Origin of the sequence: Serratia sp. BW106 (assembly GCF_002607755.1) — a bacterium.
GTDB lineage: Bacteria > Pseudomonadota > Gammaproteobacteria > Enterobacterales > Enterobacteriaceae > Serratia > Serratia proteamaculans.
This window is the reverse complement of sequence record NZ_MCGS01000002.1, coordinates 86,729-106,914: the sequence shown is the minus strand read 5'-3', so window position 1 is coordinate 106,914 and position 20,186 is coordinate 86,729. Positions and strand designations below refer to the sequence as shown.

Below are 20,186 nucleotides of genomic sequence, written 5' to 3'. Positions count from 1 at the left end.
TCCTCAGCTTTGCGACGCTTGTTGCGGAATATAAATATTGGCCACCACTTCGCCCTGTGCTTTGACCGGTCGCCGCTGAACCGGCGCTTCGTTTTCCACCAGGTCAAGATGGGGGAACAACAGCTCGCCAACGCGATAAGCTTCTTCAAGGTGCGGGTAGCCGGACAAAATAAAGGTATCGATGCCCAGGTCGGCATATTCCTGCATGCGGGCTGCCACTGTCGGGCCATCGCCAACCAGGGCGGTACCGGCACCGCCACGGACCAGGCCCACCCCGGCCCACAGGTTGGGGCTGATCTCCAGGTTATCTTTCTTACCGCCGTGCAGCGCCGCCATCCGCCGTTGCCCCACGGAATCAAAGCGGGCAAAGGCCTTCTGTGCATCGGCGATGGTTTTTTCATCCAGATTGGCGATTAGCCGGTCGGCAGCTCGCCAGGCTTCCTCTGTGGTTTCACGCACAATCACGTGCAGGCGAATGCCGAAGCGAACCTGGCGACCTTTGGCTGCCGCCTTAGCGCGCACCTCGGCAATTTTTTCTTTTACCTGTGCCGGTGGCTCGCCCCAGGTGAGATACATTTCAACCTGTTCGGCAGCCAGATCCTGTGCGGCGGCGGAGGATCCGCCAAAATACAGCGGCGGACGGGGTTGTTGCACCGGCGGGTACAGCAGCTTTGCTCCCTTCACCTGGATATGCTTGCCGTTAAAGTCGACGGTTTCTCCTTCCAGCACCTTGCGCCAGACGTGGGTGAACTCCGCCGAGGCCTCGTAACGTTCTTCGTGGTTCAAATGCAGCCCTTCCGCTGCCAACTCTTCAGGATCGCCACCGGTGACCAGATTAAATAACGCCCGGCCGTTGGAAAGGCGATCCAGCGTTGCCGCCTGGCGAGCCGCCAGCGTGGGTGAGATAATTCCGGGGCGCAGGGCTACCAGGAATTTCAACCGTTGGGTAACCGGGATCAGCGAGGCGGCCACCAGCCAGGAGTCTTCACATGAACGGCCGGTGGGGATCAACACGCCACCAAAACCCAACCGATCGGCGGCCTGGGCGATTTGCTGTAAATAGCCGTAATCAACGCTGCGGGCCCCTTCGGTACTGCCAAGATAGTGGCCGTCTCCGTGGGTGGGTAAAAACCAGAATACGTTCAGGCTCATTGTCAGTTCTCCAAAATTAGGGGGCGCTCGGGTGCCAGATGCGTTGTGAGATATCGACCTTCACCGGCACCAGACGATTGGCATAAAACAGATCGGCAGTTTCCTGTTGAGCGGCAATGGTGTGTGCGTCTAAAGGTTTAATGGCCGTCGGCGGGCGATGATCCAGATAGGTCGAGATCACTTTCTCCGGCAAGCCCATGGCATTCGCCAGCAGTGTGACGCTTTGCGCGCGGTCGCTCAGGGTTAACGCATCGGCCTGTGTCAGGGTATCGAGCACCTGTTGAATAAATGGCCCATTGGCCTCGGCATAGGGGCGTACCGCCAGATAGAAGGAGCCGGTTTGGTTCAGATCGGTGCCGTCACCCAGCACCCGCACGCCGCCCTGCAACAATGCCGCGGAATAGTAGGGATCCCAAATAGTCCAGGCATCGACATTCCCCTGCTGGAAGGCGGCGCGGGCATCGGCCGGGGTCAGATAGATCGGTTGAATATCGGTGAATTTCAGCCCCGCTTTTTGCAGCGAGCGCAGCAGCAGGTTGTGCGAGCTGGATCCTTTCTGGAAGGCAACCTTGCGGCCTTTTAGCTCTGCGACGGTTTTTATCGGGCTGTTTTCCGGCACCAGGATCACTTCCGCCTTGGGTTTGGGGGGTTCTACACCGACATACAACAGATCCGCCCCGGCAGCCTGAGCGAAGATCGGCGGAATATCACCGGTGCTGCCCAGATCGATACTGCCGACGTTCAGCGCTTCAAGCATTTGTGGGCCTGCTGGGAATTCTATCCAGCTGATTTTGGTATTGGGAAAACGCTGTTCTAGCAGCCGGTGGGTTTTTGCCAGGACCAGACTGATCGATCCTTTTTGGTAGCCAATGCGAAACTGCGCAGGATCCTGTGCGCTGGCGGTATTGATCCACACCAGCGAGATGATGCCCGCCAATGCGCCGGCACCCAGCCAACGTCTTAGTAAAGAAGGTCGTTTCATGCTTATCTCCTTATAGGCTGTGCCGTCAGGCGGTTTGGCGGGCAAACAGAGACGGGTTGGTGGTGACTCTCGGCGGTTTACGGCGGCCTAGCGCCAGATAAAAGCTTTCTAAAGCCTCTTCCAGCCGGCCGGCCAGGTTGTCGGACAGCGTGATGGCTTCCCCGTCCAGCACCACCTGGCTGTCATCGGCAAACACCCCGTGCAGGACTTCCTGCGCTTTCAATGCTGCCAGGACTGGCTTGAGGGCGTAGTCCACCGCCAGCATATGACCAATGGAGCCGCCGGTGGCCAGCGGTAACACCACCTTATGATCCAGCGCTCGTTCGGGCAGTAGATCCAGCAGGGTCTTCAGCGCGCCGGAAAACGAGGCTTTATACACCGGCGTAGAGACCAGCAGGCCATCGGCCTGGGCCAGTTGTTCGGTAAAGGCCTTGATCGCCGGGCTGTTAAAATTGGCGTACAGCAAATCTTCGGCATCAAAGTCATGCAAGGTATAGGAAATCACTTCCACGCCTTGCTGCTGCAACCAGTTTTTACTCAGGGAAAGCAGCGCCGCTGAGCGCGATGGGATACGAGGGCTGCCGGCCAGTGATATAACGCGCATTACCACTCCTTATAACTAAAAGTTAGGTTTAATCAGAAAATGGTCGAGAAGTGTTTTAAACCTATCAGCAAAGAGGCGGGTTACTTAAATCTCATTTTTCGATTTTGATATGCGCAAATGCGGATTGGCGGCGGTTTGAGTCCAGACCGGGGGAAACGATTGCGTAAAAAACGCTTTTTTTGCTTTTAATCAATTCCAATTGGTCAGGGGATACCGGATAATACGCCCCCGGTTTGCAACCGGGAAATCAGGAGAGTACATGTACTACCCCCTCATCAGAAAAGCGTTGTTCCAGCTCGATCCCGAGCGTGCGCATGAATTGACTTTTCAGCAGCTCCGCCGTGTCAGCGGCACCCCGTTAGAATTTCTCATTCGTCAGTCTGTGCCGACCAAGCCGGTAAGCTGTATGGGGCTCTCTTTTAAAAACCCATTGGGTTTGGCCGCCGGTCTGGATAAAGACGGCGAGTGCATCGATGCGTTTGGCGCCATGGGTTTTGGCTCTGTCGAAGTGGGCACCGTGACGCCGCGCCCGCAGTCGGGCAATGACAAACCGCGTCTGTTCCGTATTGTGGAAGCAGAAGGTCTGATCAACCGCATGGGCTTTAACAACCTGGGCGTGGATAATCTGGTTGAAAACGTTAAGAAATCCCATTTCGGCGGTATTCTGGGGATTAATATCGGCAAGAATAAAGATACCCCGGTTGAGCAAGGAAAAGACGATTATCTGATCTGCATGGATAAAGTTTATCCGTATGCCGGTTATATCGCGATTAACATTTCGTCACCTAATACTCCGGGATTACGATCCTTACAGTATGGTGAGGCGTTGGACGATCTTCTGGCTGCGATTAAAAATAAGCAGCAGGAATTACATGAGCGTCATCACAAATATGTGCCGGTAGCAGTAAAGATCGCGCCGGATCTTTCAGAAGAAGAATTGATCCAAATAGCCGACAGCCTGGTGCGTCATAATATAGATGGCGTGATCGCGACCAATACCACGCTGGATCGTAAATTGATCCAGGGGCTGAATTATTGTGAGCAAATGGGGGGCCTGAGTGGTCGTCCGTTGCAGGCAAGCAGCACCGAAGTGATCCGCCGTCTGTCGCTGGAGTTGCAAGGGCGCTTGCCGATTATCGGCGTCGGCGGAATTGATTCCCTGATGGCGGCGCGGGAAAAAATGGCGGCCGGGGCTTCATTGGTGCAAATTTATTCCGGATTTATCTTCAAAGGTCCGCGCCTGATTAAAGATATCGTTAACTACATCTAATATTTTTCCTTTCATTTTCCGCCGGGGGTTTATTTCTTCCCCCGGCTCGTCTATATTTTGTCCACTAGCATAAATATCGTTCGCGGAATTATCCGATGTTTAAGCGACTTTAGTGGTGATAAAATCACCTTTTAGGGTAAATATTGCGTGGCATGGGCAGCGAGAAGGATAAGAGATGAAGATAAAACCTGACGATAATTGGCGTTGGTATTTTGACGCTGAACACGATCGGCTAATGCTGGATTTAGCCAATGGGATGATCTTTCGCTCGCGTTTCCCAGCCAAAATGTTAACCCCGGATGCTTTTGATGAATGCTCTTTCTGTGTGGATGACGCGGCGCTTTATTTTAATTATGAAGAGCAGTGCAAGCAGATAAAACTTAGCCATGAGCAACGCGCTGAACTGGTATTAAATGCCCTGGTGGCCTATCGCTTCCTGAAACCGCTGATGCCGAAAAGCTGGCATTTCTCGCAGCAACATTATCCGTTGCAGCCGAAGAACGGCGAACTGGCGGCGGTAAAGGTGATGGAAAGCGGGATTGAAGCCCGTTTGCTGGTGGTGGAAGCCGGCGATAACGCCAGCCTTTGCCTGCTGGCGCAAAATCAGCTTTCACTGGCTGGCCGCACCATGGTGCTGGGTGATGCGATCAAAGTGATGCACGATCGCCTTAAACCCTGTGCGCAAGATGAAGCCTCTGCCCCGGCTTACGACAGGGCGATGTAAGGCTCGTTACGCCAGCGTCAAATCGCTTTTTGGAATACAGCTGCAGGAGAGGATGGTGCCATTGTTGGCCACTGCACTTTTCTTCAGCGGCGCCACTTCGCCACTGACCAAGGTTATACGACAGCTGCCGCAAATCCCCGCACGGCACGAATAAGGCACACGGAGCCCTTGCTGTTCCAACTGCTCCAACAAAATCTGCTGATTATTGCCGGTAAACACCGTTCCCGCGTAGTCGATGGTCACGCTTTGCGTACTGTCCTGCGGCGCCTGCACGCTCTCAACCACTTTGCCTGCGCTATAAGGGCGTGGCGGCTTGGTGGATAACACTTCCACTGCATCGCCAACGCGGATAATCCCGCTGTTACGTGCCACCATATTCTGGCCAAAATCGACATCACCGTTATCGGCGGTGCGGAATTTCTGCAGGGTGCTCAGCGGTTCGCCACTCGGGTGCTTGCGTCCACGTTCGGTGCTGACGGTGGTCAGCACACAGCGGCTGCAGGGCTTCACCAGGTCAAACATCACGTCACCGACACGGATCACCTGCCAGCCATCTTCGGCCCAGGCGCTGGCACCGGTTACCACCAGATTAGGCCGGAATTGTTCCAGTTTGATACTGCCAGGGCAACGTTGCTGCAAATCATTGAATGAGGCTTCGTTAATCAGCAGATAAGGGTAGCCGTCGGCGAAAGACAGGGGGATTTCCGGGTGCTTTTTAACGCGACGGGTCAGTTCCGGGCCGAGCCAACGCAATTGTACTTCACGCTGGAAATAGCCGCTCAGCCAGCTATTAATCGCCTGCGGTGCAATCAGGGCGGTAAAATGATTGCCCCAAACTTCGGTTGGTTGCGCCTCGGCGGCGAAATCGCTGAAGCGGATGGCGGCGCTTTCTCCGTCCGGCGCGGTCAGAAACAAACCGTCTGCCAACAGTGCCGGGGTGAACAGCACCATTTGTGGATATTGGCGCGCAGTAATAAAGGTGCCATCCGGTTCGGTGATCATAAAGGTACGATCGAAAGCCAGGCCACTACTGGAAACCTGAGCGTGAGAAAGCTGCAAACCTCGAAGCGATTTAACCGGATGAACGTAAAGTTTGGAAAGCGTAATCACCCTGATCTCCGCGCGAATATTAAATAGAAGGGAGCAACTTTATGACAAGCGGTCTGGATTAGCTATAATGCGCAACAATTTTCTTTTTGGTGATAAGTACGATATGAACTCTCTGTTTGCCAGCACGGCGCGTGGACTGGAAGAACTGTTAAAAAGCGAACTCGAAGCGCTGGGCGCTCACGCCTGTAAAGTCGTACAGGGTGGGGTACATTTTCAGGGTGACGATCGTCTTCTGTACCAAAGCTTGCTGTGGAGCCGTTTGGCCTCACGTATCTTGCTGCCGCTGAACGAATTCCGCGTACACAGCGATCTGGATCTGTACCTGGGTGTACAGGCGATCGACTGGACCAGTATCTTTGGTGTGGATAAAACCTTCGCCGTTCACTTCAGTGGCGTTAACGAAGAGATCCGCAACAGCCAGTATGGCGCGCTGAAGGTCAAGGACGCCATTGTCGACAGCTTTACCCGCAAGATCGAACAGCGCCCGACGGTGGCGAAGCAGCAGCCGGACATTCGCGTCAATGTGTTCCTGCAGCGCGATATGGCCAGCGTAGCGCTTGATCTCAGCGGTGAAGGCCTGCACCAGCGCGGTTACCGTGACCTGACCGGTCAGGCACCGTTGAAAGAAAGCCTGGCAGCGGCGATTGTGCAGCGTTCTGGCTGGCAGCCGGGCACGCCAATGCTGGATCCAATGTGTGGTTCTGGCACCCTGTTGATCGAAGCGGCGATGATTGCTTCTGACCGCGCACCGGGCTTGCACCGTCAACACTGGGGCTTTACCGCCTGGAATGGTCACAACGTCGATCTGTGGCGTGAAGTGATCACCGAAGCACAGGAACGTGCCCGCAGCGGCCTGCAGGAAACCACCTCGCGTTTCTTCGGTTCTGATATTGATCGTCGGGTGATTGAAATGGCACGCGGTAACGCCCGCCGTGCCGGCGTCGCCGAACTGATTACCTTTAACGTCAACGACGTTGCCAAACTGACCAACCCACTGCCGGAAGGCCCGACGGGTACCGTAGTTTGTAACCCGCCGTACGGTGAGCGTCTGGAAAGTGAACCGGCGCTGATTGCCTTGCATAATATGCTGGGCCGTATCATGAAGAGCGCTTTTGGTGGCTGGCAGTTGTCGTTGTTCAGCGCCTCACCGGAGTTGCTTAGCTGCCTGCAGTTGCGTGCCGATCGCCAGTTCAAAGCCAAAAACGGTCCGTTGGACTGCGTGCAGAAAAACTACCAATTGGCGGAAAACCCGCTGGGTGCCGGTGGTGTACAGGTGGCGGAAGATTTTGCCAACCGCCTGCGCAAAAACCTGAAGAAACTCGATAAGTGGGCCAAGCAGCAGGGCATTGAGTGCTACCGTTTGTACGATGCCGACCTGCCGGACTATAACGTGGCGGTGGATCGCTACGGCAGCAAGGTGGTGGTACAGGAATATGCGCCGCCGAAAACCATTGATGCACAGAAGGCTCGTCAACGTCTTTTCGACGTGATCAACGCCACGCTGGCGGTGCTGGAGTTGCCGTCCAACCAGCTGATCCTGAAAACCCGTGAGCGCCAGAAAGGCAAAAACCAGTACGAAAAACTGGCGCAGAAGGGCGAGTTCCTGCTGGTGGAAGAATTTAACGCCAAGCTGTGGGTTAACCTGACCGATTATCTCGATACCGGTCTGTTCCTTGATCACCGCATTGCCCGTCGCATGCTGGGTGAAATGAGCAAAGGCAAAGACTTCCTCAACCTGTTCGCCTATACCGGTACCGCCAGTGTGCATGCCGGGCTGGGGGGCGCGCGTAGTACCACTACCGTGGATATGTCGCGTACCTATCTGGAATGGGCGGAGAAAAACTTGCGAGTTAACGGTTTGACGGGCAAACAGCACAGATTGATCCATGCGGACTGTCTGTCATGGATGCAAAATGCCGACGAACAATTCGACGTGATCTTTATCGATCCGCCGACCTTCTCCAACTCCAAGCGTATGGAGAACACTTTTGACGTTCAGCGCGATCACCTGGCGCTGATGCAAGATTTGAAACGGTTGCTGCGTCGTAACGGGACCATCATGTTCTCGAACAACAAGCGCGGTTTCCAGATGGATATGGCCGGCCTGAGCGCATTGGGTCTGGATGCGAAAGAAATCACCGCCCAGACGCAGTCACAGGACTTTGCCCGTAACCGTCAAATTCATAACTGCTGGCTGGTCACCCACGCCGGCGAAGGAAAATAATTACTATGTCGTTAATTAGCATGTCCGGTGCCTGGCTGTCCTTCAGCGATGCACCACTTTTAGACAACACCGAAATTCATATCGAAGACAACGAACGCGTTTGTCTGGTTGGGCGCAATGGCGCCGGTAAATCCACGCTGCTGAAGATCCTCGGTAAAGAAATTCCGTTGGATGATGGCCGGGTGACTTACGAGCAAGATCTGATTGTGGCGCGTCTGCAACAGGATCCCCCGCGCAATATCGGCGGTACGGTGTTTGATTTTGTGGCCGAAGGGGTAGCCGAACAGGCAGAACACCTGAAAGCGTATCACGCGATTTCGCATCTGGTGGAAACCGACCCAAGCGAAAGAAACCTGACGCGCATGGCGCAGATTATGGAGATCCTCGATCACCAGGGTCTGTGGCAGCTCGATAGCCGCATCAGCGAAGTGTTGTTGCAGTTGGGCCTGAACGGAGATGCAGAGCTTTCCTCGCTCTCCGGCGGCTGGTTGCGTAAAGCGGCACTGGGCCGCGCGCTGGTCAGTTCTCCGCGCGTATTGCTGCTCGACGAACCGACCAACCACCTGGATATTTCAACCATCGACTGGCTGGAAGGCTTCCTGAAAGAGTTCCAGGGCAGCATCGTGTTCATTTCCCACGACCGTTCCTTTATCCGCAACATGGCGACGCGCATTGTCGATCTCGACCGCGGCAAGCTGGTGTCCTGGCCGGGTAACTACGACCTGTACCTGCTGAGCAAGGAAGAAGCGCTGCGGGTGGAAGAGCTGCAAAACGCCGAATTCGACCGCAAGCTGGCGCAGGAAGAAGTGTGGATCCGCCAGGGCATCAAGGCGCGCCGTACCCGTAACGAAGGCCGTGTGCGTGCCCTGAAGGCATTGCGTAACGAACGTTCGGAACGCCGTGAAGTGATGGGCACCGCCAAGATGCAGGTGGAAGAAGCCGTACGCTCCGGCAAGATCGTGTTTGAGATGGAAGACGTTAACTATCAGGTTGGCGGCAAAGTGCTGGTGCGCGATTTTTCCGCCCAGGTGCAGCGTGGCGACAAAATTGCCTTGGTCGGCCCGAACGGCTGCGGTAAAACGACGCTGCTGAAATTGATGCTCAGCCAGTTGAAAGCCGACAGCGGCCGCGTGCATTGTGGTACCAAGCTGGAAGTGGCCTATTTCGACCAGCACCGCGCCGATCTGGATCCGGAACGTACCGTGATGGACAACCTGGCGGAAGGTAAGCAGGAAGTGTTGGTCAACGGCCGTTCCCGTCACGTGCTGGGTTATCTGCAGGACTTCCTGTTCCACCCTAAACGGGCGATGACGCCGGTGAAAGCCTTGTCAGGCGGTGAGCGTAATCGCCTGTTGCTGGCTAAGCTGTTCCTGAAACCGAGTAACTTATTGATCCTCGATGAACCGACCAACGATCTTGACGTCGAAACGCTGGAATTGCTGGAAGAGCTGATCGACGGCTATCAGGGTACCGTGCTGTTGGTGAGCCACGATCGTCAGTTCGTCGATAACTCGGTGACCGAGTGCTGGATCTTTGAAGGCAACGGTGCGATCAGCACCTTCGTCGGCGGTTACTACGATGCGCATCATCAGCGCGCGACGGCAAAACCGATCCGTCAGGCAGCGGCCGATCAGAACAAGCCTGCAGTAGAAAAAAAGGCTGAACAGCCAAAGAAAACAGCGGCTAAACTGAGCTATAACCTGTTACGTGAGCTGGAGCAGTTGCCGCAACGTCTTGAGCAGTTGGAAGCGGAAATTACGGCGCTGCAGGCGCAAATGAGTGATGCTGAGTTCTTCACGCGTCCTCACAGTGAAACGCAACAGGTGCTGACTGCGCTGGCCACAGCCGAAGGGGCATTGGAAGAAGCCTTTGCCCGTTGGGAAGAGTTGGAAGCGATGAAAAACGGCTAACCGTTGAGAATACCGCCCGCGCGCTGCTGCGGGCGGTATTGCCGTACCGGTGAGCAACGTTGTTAAGGAGGAATATGGTGTGTTCCCACGAGAATCACGAGCAGCACAGTCATGCAACGCACGCAACACAGCAACAGGACAATCTGATGTTGTGTCCGCAGTGCGACATGCTGGTGGCATTGCCGCCGCTGGCATATGGTTCAAAAGCGGTATGCCCGCGTTGTAAAACGACCCTCAGCTCCCGCTGGGAAGAACCGCGTAAGCGGCCGATCGGTTACGCTCTCAGCGCCCTGTTTATGCTGCTGCTGGCGAATATTTTCCCGTTTATCAATATGCGCGTTGCCGGACTCGGTAACGAAATCAAACTGATCCAAATCCCGCAGGTGATGGTGGCGGAAGACTACGCCAGCATGGCCACGCTGTTTATGGTGTTTGTTCAACTGATCCCGGCATTCTGCATGCTGGCCATTATTCTGCTGTGCGCTAAAGTGCCCATCCCCAAGGGGCTGAAAGAGTGGATGGCCAAAATGCTGTTCCAGTTTAAAACCTGGTGCATGGTGGAGATTTTCCTGGCCGGCGTACTGGTCAGCTTCGTTAAGCTGATGGCTTATGGCGATATTGGTGTCGGCAGCAGCTTTGTGCCGTACTGCCTGTTTTGCCTGCTGCAGGTGCGCGCCTTCCAGTGTGTCGATCGCCGCTGGCTGTGGAATGACATTGAACCGGCCCCGCGCCTCGATCGTCCCATGCAAGTAGGGCGTACCGGGTTGCGTCAGGGGCTGCGCTCCTGCCAATGCTGTACGGCGATTTTGCCGGCGGAACTGACCCGGTGTCCGCGCTGTCATTCCCGTGGTTATGTGCGCCGCCGTCACAGCCTGCAATGGACGCTGGCGCTGCTGCTCACCTCTATTCTGCTGTATATTCCGGCTAACCTGATGCCTATCATGGTCACCGAGGCACTGGGCAATAAATTGACTTCCACCATCATGGCCGGGGTGATCCTGCTGTGGGGGGAAGGATCTTACCCGGTGGCGATGGTGATCTTCATCGCCAGTATTATGGTGCCTTCGCTGAAAATGATGGCGATTGGCTGGCTGTGTTGGGATGCTAACGGCACCGGTAAAGCCCGGGCTGACAGCGAACGTATGCACCTGATTTATGAAGTGGTTGAATTTGTTGGCCGCTGGTCAATGATTGATGTGTTTGTTATTGCCGTGCTTTCGGCATTGGTACGGATGGGACAATTGATGAGCATTTATCCTGACATTGGCGCGCTGTTGTTCGCCATGGTAGTGATCCTCACTATGTTTGCAGCCATGACGTTTGATCCCCGGCTAACCTGGGATCGCGTAAACGAAACAATAAAAAAGGAGCCGCAAGGTGACGGAAAATAATCATAGCGTCGCGGACGTTGAGAAGATCAAACGCTGGTCGCCAGTGTGGATCATCCCGATTGTCACCGCACTGATCGGCGCCTGGATCCTGTTTTACCATTTCAGCCACCAGGGGCCGGTAGTCACCCTGGTGACCACCACCGCAGAAGGGCTGGAAGCGGGTAAAACCAAAATCAAAAGCCGCAGTGTTGACGTCGGGGTCGTGGAAACGGTGACTCTGAGCGAAGACTTGAGCAAGGTGGTGGTAGAGGCGCGCCTTAACACCGGCATGGAGAAGCTGTTACGTCAGGACTCTGCCTTCTGGGTCGTGAAGCCGCAGATTGGCCGTGGGGGCGTTTCCGGACTGGGTACGCTGCTTTCCGGTGCCTATATCGAACTGCAGCCGGGCAACAAAGGCAAAACAGGCAAGGGCGACTACCAACTGCTGGATGCACCGCCACTGGCCTCTCCGGACGCCAAAGGGCTACGCATTGTGCTGGACAGCGAAAAGTCCGGCCAGTTGAATGCCGGCGATCCGGTGCTGTTCCGCGGTTACCGCGTCGGTTCGGTAGAAACCAGCTATTTTGATCCGAAGATGCGCGCGATGCGTTATCAGTTGTTTATCTCCGCGCCTTACGATCAACTAGTGACCAACAACATTCGATTCTGGAAAGACAGCGGTGTGGCATTCGACATGTCGGCGCAAGGAATGCGGGTGGAAATGGGCTCGTTGGCGACCTTGTTCAGCGGCGGCGTCAGCTTTGACGTACCGGAAGGCTGGGAGCGCGGCGAACTGGCGAAACCGAAAGCGGAATATCACCTGTTCGACAACCAGCGCAGTATCCAGGATTCGCTGTATACCGTTCACCAGGATTACCTGATGTTCTTCTCCGATTCGATTCGCGGCCTGCAGCCTGGCGCGCCGGTGGAGTTCCGTGGTATCCGTCTGGGTACGGTATCGCAGGTGCCGTTCTATAAAAAAGGCATGATACAGCGTCTGGACAATGACTACCGTATTCCGGTGCTGATCCGCATCGAACCCGATCGCTTCCAGAAGCAGTTGGGTGGCAGCTTCGACTTTGAGAGTCATTTGAAAGACGCCGAGTCGCGTGGCATGCGTGCCGCTTTGAAATCCGCCAATCTGCTTACGGGTTCGCTGTATATCGATCTGGATTTCTATCCGCAAGAGAAACCTTACAAAGGGCCACGTGAGTTGTTTGGTTATCGTCTGATGCCAACCACCAGTGGCGGTTTGGCGCAGATCCAGCAGAAACTGATGCAGACGCTGGATAAAATCAACTCGATGCCGCTGAATCCGATGATCAATGAAGCGACCAAAACGCTGGCAGAAAGTCAGAAGACCATGCAGACGACGCAGAAAACCATGCAGTCGCTGAATGACATCATTGCCAGCAGAGAGATGAAGGCGCTGCCGCAGGATATGCAGAAAACCTTGCAGGAACTGAACCGCAGCATGAAAGGGTTCCAGCCTGGTTCTCCGGCCTACAACAAGATGGTTGGCGATATGCAACGTCTCGATCAGGTACTGCGTGAACTGCAGCCGGTGCTGCGTACCCTGAACGAAAAGAGCAACGCGCTGGTATTTGAAGCCGCGGGCAGTAACGATCCTCAGCCGAAGAAGGCCAATAAATGATGAAATGGATTCCGGTAGCCCTGGCGCTGTTACTCAGCGCCTGTAGCAGCACCCCACAGAAGACCTACTATCAACTGCCGGCGTTGGGCACGCCGGCGCAGGTCAGCGGCAGCACTACGTCGCGCCAGCTTTGGCTGGAGCACGTTAGCGTGGCGGACTACCTGGCGCAAAGCGGTGTGGTTTATCAGACCAATGACGTGCAGTACGTTATTGCCCAGAACAACCTGTGGGCCAGCCCGCTTGATCAACAGTTGCAGCAGACGCTGGTCACCAACCTGAGCAGTGCGCTGCCGGGTTGGGTGGTGTCCTCGCAGCCGATGAGCAGCGAGCAGGATGTACTGAACGTCACCATCAGCGGCTTCCATGGCCGCTTTGACGGCAAGGCGATCATTCGCGGCGAGTGGGTGCTGAATCATCAGGGCAATCTGACCAAACGGCCGTTCAGCCTGGAACTTAAGCAGGGTGAAGACGGCTACGATGCTTTGGTGCGGACATTGGCACAAGGGTGGCAGCAAGAAGCCCAGGACATTGCCGCACAGGCGGGGCGTTTTTAGAAATAATTTGTACTAAAACGATCTAACCCCTTCCGGTGAGAAACAGTAAAATTTCTCGTCGAAAGGGGTTTTTATTTAATTTCAATAAGTTAACTTATCTCCTGCCTATCAGCCACTTAGCAAATTCTTCGGGCGTAGCTCACAAATATGACATTGGCGTGAATTTTGCGCATTGATCTTCCCGCCATTTAGCGCTATTGCTTAAATGTGGCTGCACAAAAAGCAGCCATTGTTTTCTTTCCACCAGACCAAAAAATGAGGGAAACGAGGCATGAAGAGACAGAAACGCGATCGTCTGGAAAGGGCGCATTCAAGAGGTTATCAGGCAGGTATTATAGGGCGTTCCAGGGAATATTGTCCCTACCAATCATCAGTGGACGCCCGGTCTCAGTGGCTGGGAGGTTGGCGAGAAGCCATGGAGGACAGGGCTGTGACCGCTTAAGCGGCTCCCTGTCAAAAAAAGGAATAACCTCCGCCCAGCGCGGAGGTTTTTGTTTAAGGCTGTACGACTACCCCTGCCAGCGTTTCAGCAAAATACTCGCATTGACACCGCCAAAACCAAAACCGTTCGACAGTGCATAGTTTATGGTCATAGGCTCAGCTTTGTTCGCTACCAGGTGCAGCCCTTCGGCCGCCGGATCCGGACTCTCCAAATTCAGCGTGGCCGGTGCAATCTGATCGCGCAGCGCCAGTGCGGTAAAGATGGTTTCCAGCCCGCCGGCGGCACCCAGTAAATGGCCGGTCGCTGATTTGGTCGACGTCACCGCTACGCCCCCGTTGGTACCAAAAAGATGCTTGATGGCATTAATTTCCCCCAGGTCACCTACGGGTGTCGATGTCGCATGGGCGTTCAGGTGTTGTACCTGCTCTGGGGTTACGCCAGCCTGTTTAAGGGCAATCTTCATGGCACGATAGGCACCGTCGCCATCCTCGGCACCCGAGGTCATGTGGTAAGCGTCTGCGCTGGTGCCATAACCCACAATTTCCGCCAGTGGCGTTGCCCCACGGGCCAGAGCATGCTCCAGTGTCTCAATCACCAGCATACCGGCACCTTCACCCATAACGAACCCGTTACGTGCGCTGTCAAAAGGCCGTGAGGCTGTTGCCGCGGCCTCTGCCGGCGTCGTGGACATGGCGCGTGCTGCCGCAAAGCCACCCAGACTAACAGTGTCGATAGCCGCTTCTGTACCGCCACACAGTGCGATATCTGCCTCATCGTTACGAATCATGCGCACGGCATCGCCGATGGCTTGTACGCCTGCGGCACAGGCCGTCACGGGGGCGCCAATCGGGCCCTTGAACTGGTGTTTAATCGATACATGACCGGCGGCCAGATTAACCAGGAAAGAGGGGATGGTGAAAGGTGACAGGCGTTTGGCACCGCGGCTGTCGGTGGTGCGTACCGCATGAGCGATAGCCGGGAAACCGCCAATACCGGAAGCGACCACGGTTGCGGTGCGTTCCTGTTTATCTTCCGTATCTGCGACCCAGCCGGCCTGGCGGATGGCCTCATCGGCTGCAGCCATGGCGAGCAGGATAAAGCGGTCCATTTTCTTCTGGTCTTTGGGGGCAACCGAAAGATCGGGATCGAAACCCGCTTCGGCATCCTGTTCCAATGTAGGTACCTGACCACCGATTTTCACCTGCAGGTCGGCAACGATCTCTTCTGGCAATGGACGAATGCCGGACTGGCCGTTCAGCAGACGCTGCCAGATAGCCTCTACGCCGCATCCCAGTGGCGAAACGGCGCCCATGCCGGTAATGACTATACGACGAGTGTTCATAGTGACTCCTTGGATGATTCAGGGGGAAATGCAGAAAGGTTCTGCTGCATCAGGGCTGCACGCTGGCGCATACCGTCGGTCGCTGCCGGCCCTGGTGCTAACGTAATATTATGCAACGCGATGGGTTGCTGAGTAATGCTGTCGATCAGTTGCGGGCGTATAACTTGCCCGGTACGACGATCGACCAATTCGGCGCTAATGCCGTCATCGGCCAGGTGGGTATTACCCCAGTGAAACAGGGCCGCAAGTACCGGGAAAAAATCTTTGCCACGCTCAGTGAGCAAATACTCGTAGCGTGCCGGCCGTGTTTGATAGCGCTGTTTATGCAAAATGCCGCTTTCTACCAGATACTTCAGGCGACGGGTCAATATGGTGGGCGAAAGCCCCAGGCTTTGCTGGAACTGATCAAACCTGGACAAGCCATGAAACGCATCGCGAAGTATCAGGATGCTCCACCATTCTCCGACGCGGTCCAGTGAGCGAGCTACCGGGCATGGCATGGTATCAAAACGGGTTTTTTGCATGACACACCTCTTGGTGACTACAATAATTGTAGTCACTTTTTAGCCGCTATGAACCTGAGTATTACAGGCACGACAGAATAACGGCGGGGAAAAATAAACGGCGACCGGAAAGGTCGCCGTGGCTGCAGTTAGAACGCAGCAGTGTCCTTGAACAGGCCCACTTTCAGATCGCTGGCGGTGTAAATGACCTGACCATCGACCAGGACTTCACCGTCAGCCACACCCATAATCAGTTTACGGATGATCACACGCTTGAAGTTAATGCGGTAGGTGACTTTCTTCGCGGTTGGCAGTACCTGGCCGGTGAACTTGACTTCACCCACGCCCAGCGCACGACCTTTACCTTCGCCACCCAGCCAGCCGAGGTAGAAACCTACCAACTGCCACATCGCATCCAGGCCCAGGCAGCCCGGCATCACTGGATCGCCGATAAAGTGGCAACCAAAGAACCATAGGTCCGGATTGATATCCAGTTCCGCTTCCACATAACCCTTGTTGTGGGTACCACCGTCTTCGGTCATTTTGACCACGCGGTCCATCATCAACATGTTACCTGCCGGCAACGGCGGGCCACCGGCGCCAAACAGTTCGCCACGGCCGGATGCTTCGAGGTCTTCTTTCGTATAGGAGTCGCGTTTTTCTACCATGTTCTCAGTAAACCTTATTTTATTGAAGGGCGCATCTTAGCTTACACGTGTACGCTGAACAAGTCCGATCAGCCGTGGCTGAATCAGTTGAGCCAACGAAGTGGCCACGGCCAGCGCCGGCGTTCCTGCGGATTCACCAGTGCAATCCGTTCCTGAATGGCAGCTAACAAGTTCGGCTGCTGTTCATCAGAGTAGGGATAACCGGTGAGTAATGGCAAGGCCTCTGCGGCGCTGTTGACGGCCCACAGATGGAATTGCCCCTCGCGCACCGCATCGACCACATCCTGGCGCAGACACAGGTGGCGCACGTTGGTGGCGGGCAGAATGATGCCCTGTTTACCCGTCAAACCGCGACGTTGGCAAACTTCAAAAAAGCCTTCGATCTTCTCGTTGACGCCACCAATCGGCTGTACATTACCGAATTGGTCAACGGAGCCGGTTACCGCAATCTGCTGGGTGATCGGCTGCAGCGACAGTGCGCTGATGAGTGCACAGAGCTCAGCCAATGAGGCGCTGTCACCGTCCACTTCGCCATAAGATTGCTCAAACACGATGGAAGCGGAGAAGGGCAGCGGTTGGTCCAGTTCCAGTTCGGAAATCAGGAACGCCTGCATAATCATCATGCCTTTGGCATGCAGATTACCGCCAAGCTCGGCCTTGCGTTCAACGTCGGTGAATTCACCATCGCCAAGATGCACGACACAGCTGATACGGGAGGGTTCGCCGAAGCTGCGCGGGTGACCTGGGTATTCCAACACAGACAGGCCGTTGATCTGACCGACGACTTCGCCTTCGGTTTCAATCAGGATTTGGCCCAGTTCAATCTCATTCTGCATCCGTTCGGCAAGGTAGCTTTCACGCCATTCGCGAGCATTCAGTGCCGCTTCAAACGCTTTGGCGGTGATGCTTTCTTCTTCGACATACAGCGCGGCTTCAGAAAGTTGCTGGCCGAGCCAGAGTGGGGACAACGGCAGGTTGCCCTGATCACCACTGTGACGGACCGCCTGGATCATTAACGGGTACCAGGCATCGGCTGCCAGTGGCGGCAGTTGCTTCTCATCAATAAGAGTATTGACGTAGCCACACCATTGCACCATGTCATCGATTTCGGTGAGTTGCAGATCCTCTTCGTATTCGCCGTAGACCGCCTGTTCACACAGTTCCGGCTCAATATCATGGAAATCGGCAAGACCGTGACGATCGCCCACCACGATCAGTCGCAACTCCAGCGGCATGGTTGGAATAGTGATCGGCAGAGGACATGTTTCATCCGGGGAAACCCAGTGGAACTGACGTTGGGTGATCATCTGCTTCAGGCGCAGCCACAGCAGCGGCTGAGCCAGAAGAGAACGTGCAGACAGGATCAGTACGCCCCCGTTGGCCTGATGTACCAGACCGGGCTGCAGGTTGATCTCATCATTGTGGATCCGGACGCAGCCAAACAGCTGTTCTGGTTCAACCCACTCTTGAAACACACAGGCACCACCGGCGGCAAAGGGTTCATCACCCTGGCTGGCGGGTTCTACGCTGACCTTGCTGCCCTGGATCACATAATGACTGCCCTTGAACGCGGTATTCTGCGGCTGCAGTTGTTCAACTGCATGGGCGATCAGCGCCAGATACTCACGCGTTTCCTGCGCTTTCAATAACATGAAACGCGGTGGTGACTGTGGATGGCAAAACAGCGTCAGTGCGTTTTCCAGCCGAGGCTGAATAGAGGCAAAGGACACGGGTGCCAACTGCGCGGCGGTATCAAATATCGCTTGATAAGGCGTAACGTCCGGCAACAGTGATTGCCATTCAAGTCGGTTATTGGTCAAAGTGTTAGATGCAATCGTCAAAAAGGGAAAGGGCGATTATACAAGAATAACGGCAGCTTGATAGATGCAGAGTAACAGTTGATGTCAGGGAGTTTGACATCGCGCGATGACTGTGCAAAAAACAGTCTAAAACGGGGTGTAATTGGCGGGGAAATTCGGCGTAAAGCTGTTATGCTTAATAAAGTTACGCGGTCACTGAAGAGCTCACGATGAAATATCAGCAACTGGAAAATCTGGAGAGCGGTTGGAAATGGAAGTACCTGGTGAAAAAGCACCGGGAAGGGGAAGCTATTACCCGCCACATTGAAAACAGCGTCGCTCAGGAAGCCATTGACGAGCTGCTGAAGCTGGAAAATGAGCCGGTAAAAGTGCTGACGTGGATAAGCCATCATATGAATCCGGAACTGGATAACCGGATGAAGCAAACTATCCGCGCACGGCGTAAACGTCATTTTAACGCAGAACACCAACATACGCGTAAAAAATCTATCGATCTGGAGTTTCTGGTTTGGCAGCGGTTGGCTGCGCTTGCCCGTCGTCGTGGGGTGACGCTGTCAGAAACCGTGGTGCAGTTGATCGAAGACGCAGAACGTAAAGAGAAGTACGACAGCCAGATGTCGTCACTCAAGCAGGATTTAAAAGCCATTCTCGGTAAAGACAAAGAGTAAACCTACCAGCCAGCCTCGACTTTGTAAGGGGCTCTTTGTTGCTAATGCCAACGTCATTTAATTTGGCCGAAAAAAAACCCCGCATTGCGGGGTTTTTTACTAAGAGTGGTAGCTTAGCCTTGTGGCTGAGTTACAACGTCTTTGATACCTTTAACTTCGATCTCTACGCGACGATCTGGTGCCAGGCAATCGATCTGTGCTTTGGTAGCACGGCCAGCTTTGTAGCCACAGGTGTTACCAGTGACTGAATCAGCTTCGCCCATACCACGTGCAGAGATTTTGTCTGAAGGAATACCTTTAGATACCAGGTAATCAACAACGCTTTGAGCGCGTTTTTCAGACAGTTTCTGGTTGTACTGGTCAGAACCAACGGCGTCGGTGTAACCCAGAACTACAACAGAACCATCTTTAGGATCCATGGAGCTCAGCTGAGTGTACAGCTGGTCCAGAGCCTGTTGGCCTTCTGTTTTCAGAGTAGATTTGTTGAAGTTGAACAGCACGTCAGACTTCAGAGTGAAACGCTTGGTTTCAACAACTGGAGCCGGAGCTGGAACTGGTGCTGGAGCAACAACATCATCCTGACCGAAACGGTAAGAAACACCCAGGCTCAGCATGGTGTTGTCTGGACGTGCGCCGACAGTACCTGCATCACCGATGTTGCTAACGAATTGGTAGTCCAGGCGAGTAGCCCAGTTTTTGGTCAGTGCGTATTCAACACCAACTGCTGCCAAAGGAGAAACGCCGGTGTCGTGGTCGCTCAGACGAGTGCCATTACCGTAGTTAGCTTTGGAATCAGCACGCCATACCATGCCGCCCAGACGAGTGTAGATGTCCAGATCGTCCATGATTGGGTAGCTCAGTTTAGCGGCCAGTTGAACGCCCTGCGCTTTGAAAGCACCGTTGTTCACGCTGCCTTTGTAAGGCATACGGCCAAGCCAGTCATAGCCCAGCTCGAAGCCCAGGTATTGGTTCGCCTGGTAACCCAGGAACGCGCCAGCACCCAGTTGATCTTTATGGGTCGGACCATTGCCGATACCATTCTGGTAACCGTTGCCGTAGAAACCAGTGTCATGGTACTGGGACCAGCCCAGTTTAGCACCAGTGTACCAGGTATTATCTTTTGGGGCGGCTTGCGCTACTGTTGCGAAACCTGCCAGTGCCACTGCTAATGCGATAGCTGTCTTTTTCA

Annotated in this window: 18 protein-coding genes; 9 read left to right on the top strand and 9 right to left on the bottom strand. The window is 54.7% G+C overall.

The features are described 5' to 3' along the window. Nucleotides 1-3 precede the first annotated feature (3 nt). From ssuD to ssuE, 3 genes are read right to left on the bottom strand one after another with little or no spacing between them, the layout of a single operon-like run. Nucleotides 4-1,152 carry an FMNH2-dependent alkanesulfonate monooxygenase gene (gene ssuD, locus BEI65_RS01030; RefSeq protein ID WP_099061720.1) on the bottom strand — a complete coding sequence of 383 codons (1,149 nt, stop codon included), beginning with the start codon at nucleotides 1,150-1,152 and terminating at the stop codon, nucleotides 4-6. A 16-nt stretch (nucleotides 1,153-1,168) separates the two neighbouring features. Beyond that, the gene (locus BEI65_RS01025) at nucleotides 1,169-2,134 is read right to left on the bottom strand and encodes a sulfonate ABC transporter substrate-binding protein (RefSeq protein WP_099061719.1); all 966 of its coding nucleotides are present in this window, start codon (nucleotides 2,132-2,134) and stop codon (nucleotides 1,169-1,171) included. A 25-nt stretch (nucleotides 2,135-2,159) separates the two neighbouring features. Further along, on the bottom strand, nucleotides 2,160-2,738 hold the full coding sequence (ssuE, locus tag BEI65_RS01020; RefSeq protein WP_099061718.1) for an NADPH-dependent FMN reductase: 579 nt from the start codon (nucleotides 2,736-2,738) through the stop codon (nucleotides 2,160-2,162). A 259-nt stretch (nucleotides 2,739-2,997) separates the two neighbouring features. On the opposite strand from ssuE, the gene pyrD reads away from it, so the two are divergent. After that, complete coding sequence (pyrD, locus tag BEI65_RS01015; protein ID WP_099061717.1) at nucleotides 2,998-4,008, top strand: quinone-dependent dihydroorotate dehydrogenase; 1,011 nt, start codon at nucleotides 2,998-3,000, stop codon at nucleotides 4,006-4,008. Nucleotides 4,009-4,183: 175 nt separating this feature from the next. Then, the gene (locus BEI65_RS01010; RefSeq protein ID WP_012006168.1) at nucleotides 4,184-4,732 is read left to right on the top strand and encodes a cell division protein ZapC; all 549 of its coding nucleotides are present in this window, start codon (nucleotides 4,184-4,186) and stop codon (nucleotides 4,730-4,732) included. A gap of 6 nt (nucleotides 4,733-4,738) precedes the next feature. On the opposite strand, the gene BEI65_RS01005 is transcribed toward BEI65_RS01010, so the two are convergent. Further along, complete coding sequence (locus tag BEI65_RS01005; RefSeq protein ID WP_099061716.1) at nucleotides 4,739-5,842, bottom strand: YcbX family protein; 1,104 nt, start codon at nucleotides 5,840-5,842, stop codon at nucleotides 4,739-4,741. 103 nt (nucleotides 5,843-5,945) lie between these two features. Here BEI65_RS01005 and rlmKL point away from each other — a divergent pair, with 103 nt between their 5' ends. The 6 genes from rlmKL (at nucleotide 5,946) to rmf (ending at nucleotide 13,996) form a co-directional block, all read left to right on the top strand. Further along, nucleotides 5,946-8,066, top strand: coding sequence for a bifunctional 23S rRNA (guanine(2069)-N(7))-methyltransferase RlmK/23S rRNA (guanine(2445)-N(2))-methyltransferase RlmL (gene rlmKL / locus BEI65_RS01000; protein WP_099061819.1), 2,121 nt, complete (start codon nucleotides 5,946-5,948; stop codon nucleotides 8,064-8,066). 5 nt (nucleotides 8,067-8,071) lie between these two features. Next, nucleotides 8,072-9,976: an ABC transporter ATP-binding protein gene (locus tag BEI65_RS00995; protein WP_099061715.1), complete on the top strand. Its 1,905-nt coding sequence runs from the start codon at nucleotides 8,072-8,074 to the stop codon at nucleotides 9,974-9,976. A gap of 74 nt (nucleotides 9,977-10,050) precedes the next feature. Continuing rightward, nucleotides 10,051-11,367 (top strand): membrane integrity-associated transporter subunit PqiA, encoded by a 1,317-nt coding sequence (gene pqiA / locus BEI65_RS00990; protein WP_099061714.1) that lies wholly within the window; start codon nucleotides 10,051-10,053, stop codon nucleotides 11,365-11,367. Further along, the gene (gene pqiB, locus BEI65_RS00985; protein ID WP_099061713.1) at nucleotides 11,354-13,000 is read left to right on the top strand and encodes an intermembrane transport protein PqiB; all 1,647 of its coding nucleotides are present in this window, start codon (nucleotides 11,354-11,356) and stop codon (nucleotides 12,998-13,000) included. The genes pqiA and pqiB overlap by 14 nt, the downstream gene beginning before the upstream one ends. Further along, nucleotides 12,997-13,554 (top strand): membrane integrity-associated transporter subunit PqiC, encoded by a 558-nt coding sequence (pqiC, locus tag BEI65_RS00980; RefSeq protein WP_099061712.1) that lies wholly within the window; start codon nucleotides 12,997-12,999, stop codon nucleotides 13,552-13,554. Before pqiB ends, pqiC begins: the two co-directional genes overlap by 4 nt. A 271-nt stretch (nucleotides 13,555-13,825) precedes the next feature. Next, on the top strand, nucleotides 13,826-13,996 hold the full coding sequence (rmf, locus tag BEI65_RS00970) for a ribosome modulation factor (protein WP_085116107.1): 171 nt from the start codon (nucleotides 13,826-13,828) through the stop codon (nucleotides 13,994-13,996). A gap of 67 nt (nucleotides 13,997-14,063) precedes the next feature. On the opposite strand, the gene fabF is transcribed toward rmf, so the two are convergent. From fabF to BEI65_RS00950, 4 genes are all read right to left on the bottom strand, one after another. Next, nucleotides 14,064-15,338: a beta-ketoacyl-ACP synthase II gene (fabF, locus tag BEI65_RS00965; RefSeq protein ID WP_099061711.1), complete on the bottom strand. Its 1,275-nt coding sequence runs from the start codon at nucleotides 15,336-15,338 to the stop codon at nucleotides 14,064-14,066. Beyond that, a complete protein-coding gene (locus BEI65_RS00960; protein ID WP_099061710.1) occupies nucleotides 15,335-15,862 on the bottom strand; it encodes a helix-turn-helix domain-containing protein in 528 nt (175 codons plus the stop codon). Before BEI65_RS00960 ends, fabF begins: the two co-directional genes overlap by 4 nt. A gap of 128 nt (nucleotides 15,863-15,990) precedes the next feature. Continuing rightward, entirely contained in the window at nucleotides 15,991-16,509 is a 519-nt protein-coding gene (fabA, locus tag BEI65_RS00955; RefSeq protein ID WP_012006178.1) for a bifunctional 3-hydroxydecanoyl-ACP dehydratase/trans-2-decenoyl-ACP isomerase, read from the bottom strand. A gap of 83 nt (nucleotides 16,510-16,592) precedes the next feature. Further along, complete coding sequence (locus BEI65_RS00950; RefSeq protein ID WP_198404382.1) at nucleotides 16,593-18,329, bottom strand: Lon protease family protein; 1,737 nt, start codon at nucleotides 18,327-18,329, stop codon at nucleotides 16,593-16,595. A gap of 209 nt (nucleotides 18,330-18,538) precedes the next feature. On the opposite strand from BEI65_RS00950, the gene matP reads away from it, so the two are divergent. Next, a complete protein-coding gene (gene matP / locus BEI65_RS00945; protein WP_099061708.1) occupies nucleotides 18,539-18,997 on the top strand; it encodes a macrodomain Ter protein MatP in 459 nt (152 codons plus the stop codon). Nucleotides 18,998-19,110: 113 nt separating this feature from the next. Here the strand turns inward: matP and ompA are convergent. Beyond that, nucleotides 19,111-20,186, bottom strand: a 1,076-nt coding sequence (ompA, locus tag BEI65_RS00940) for a porin OmpA (RefSeq protein ID WP_099061818.1), incomplete at its 5' end; no start/stop codon positions are given.

What these genes read in the sequence shown, in the direction of transcription:
- ssuD (WP_099061720.1), bottom strand. Translation starts at nt 1,152, where the DNA reads ATGAGCCTGAACGTATTCTGGTTTTTACCCACCCACGGAGACGGCCAC.
- BEI65_RS01025 (WP_099061719.1), bottom strand. Translation starts at nt 2,134, where the DNA reads ATGAAACGACCTTCTTTACTAAGACGTTGGCTGGGTGCCGGCGCATTG.
- ssuE (WP_099061718.1), bottom strand. Translation starts at nt 2,738, where the DNA reads ATGCGCGTTATATCACTGGCCGGCAGCCCTCGTATCCCATCGCGCTCA.
- pyrD (WP_099061717.1), top strand. Translation starts at nt 2,998, where the DNA reads ATGTACTACCCCCTCATCAGAAAAGCGTTGTTCCAGCTCGATCCCGAG.
- BEI65_RS01010 (WP_012006168.1), top strand. Translation starts at nt 4,184, where the DNA reads ATGAAGATAAAACCTGACGATAATTGGCGTTGGTATTTTGACGCTGAA.
- rlmKL (WP_099061819.1), top strand. Translation starts at nt 5,946, where the DNA reads ATGAACTCTCTGTTTGCCAGCACGGCGCGTGGACTGGAAGAACTGTTA.
- BEI65_RS00995 (WP_099061715.1), top strand. Translation starts at nt 8,072, where the DNA reads ATGTCGTTAATTAGCATGTCCGGTGCCTGGCTGTCCTTCAGCGATGCA.
- pqiA (WP_099061714.1), top strand. Translation starts at nt 10,051, where the DNA reads ATGGTGTGTTCCCACGAGAATCACGAGCAGCACAGTCATGCAACGCAC.
- pqiC (WP_099061712.1), top strand. Translation starts at nt 12,997, where the DNA reads ATGATGAAATGGATTCCGGTAGCCCTGGCGCTGTTACTCAGCGCCTGT.
- rmf (WP_085116107.1), top strand. Translation starts at nt 13,826, where the DNA reads ATGAAGAGACAGAAACGCGATCGTCTGGAAAGGGCGCATTCAAGAGGT.
- fabF (WP_099061711.1), bottom strand. Translation starts at nt 15,338, where the DNA reads ATGAACACTCGTCGTATAGTCATTACCGGCATGGGCGCCGTTTCGCCA.
- BEI65_RS00960 (WP_099061710.1), bottom strand. Translation starts at nt 15,862, where the DNA reads ATGCAAAAAACCCGTTTTGATACCATGCCATGCCCGGTAGCTCGCTCA.
- fabA (WP_012006178.1), bottom strand. Translation starts at nt 16,509, where the DNA reads ATGGTAGAAAAACGCGACTCCTATACGAAAGAAGACCTCGAAGCATCC.
- matP (WP_099061708.1), top strand. Translation starts at nt 18,539, where the DNA reads ATGAAATATCAGCAACTGGAAAATCTGGAGAGCGGTTGGAAATGGAAG.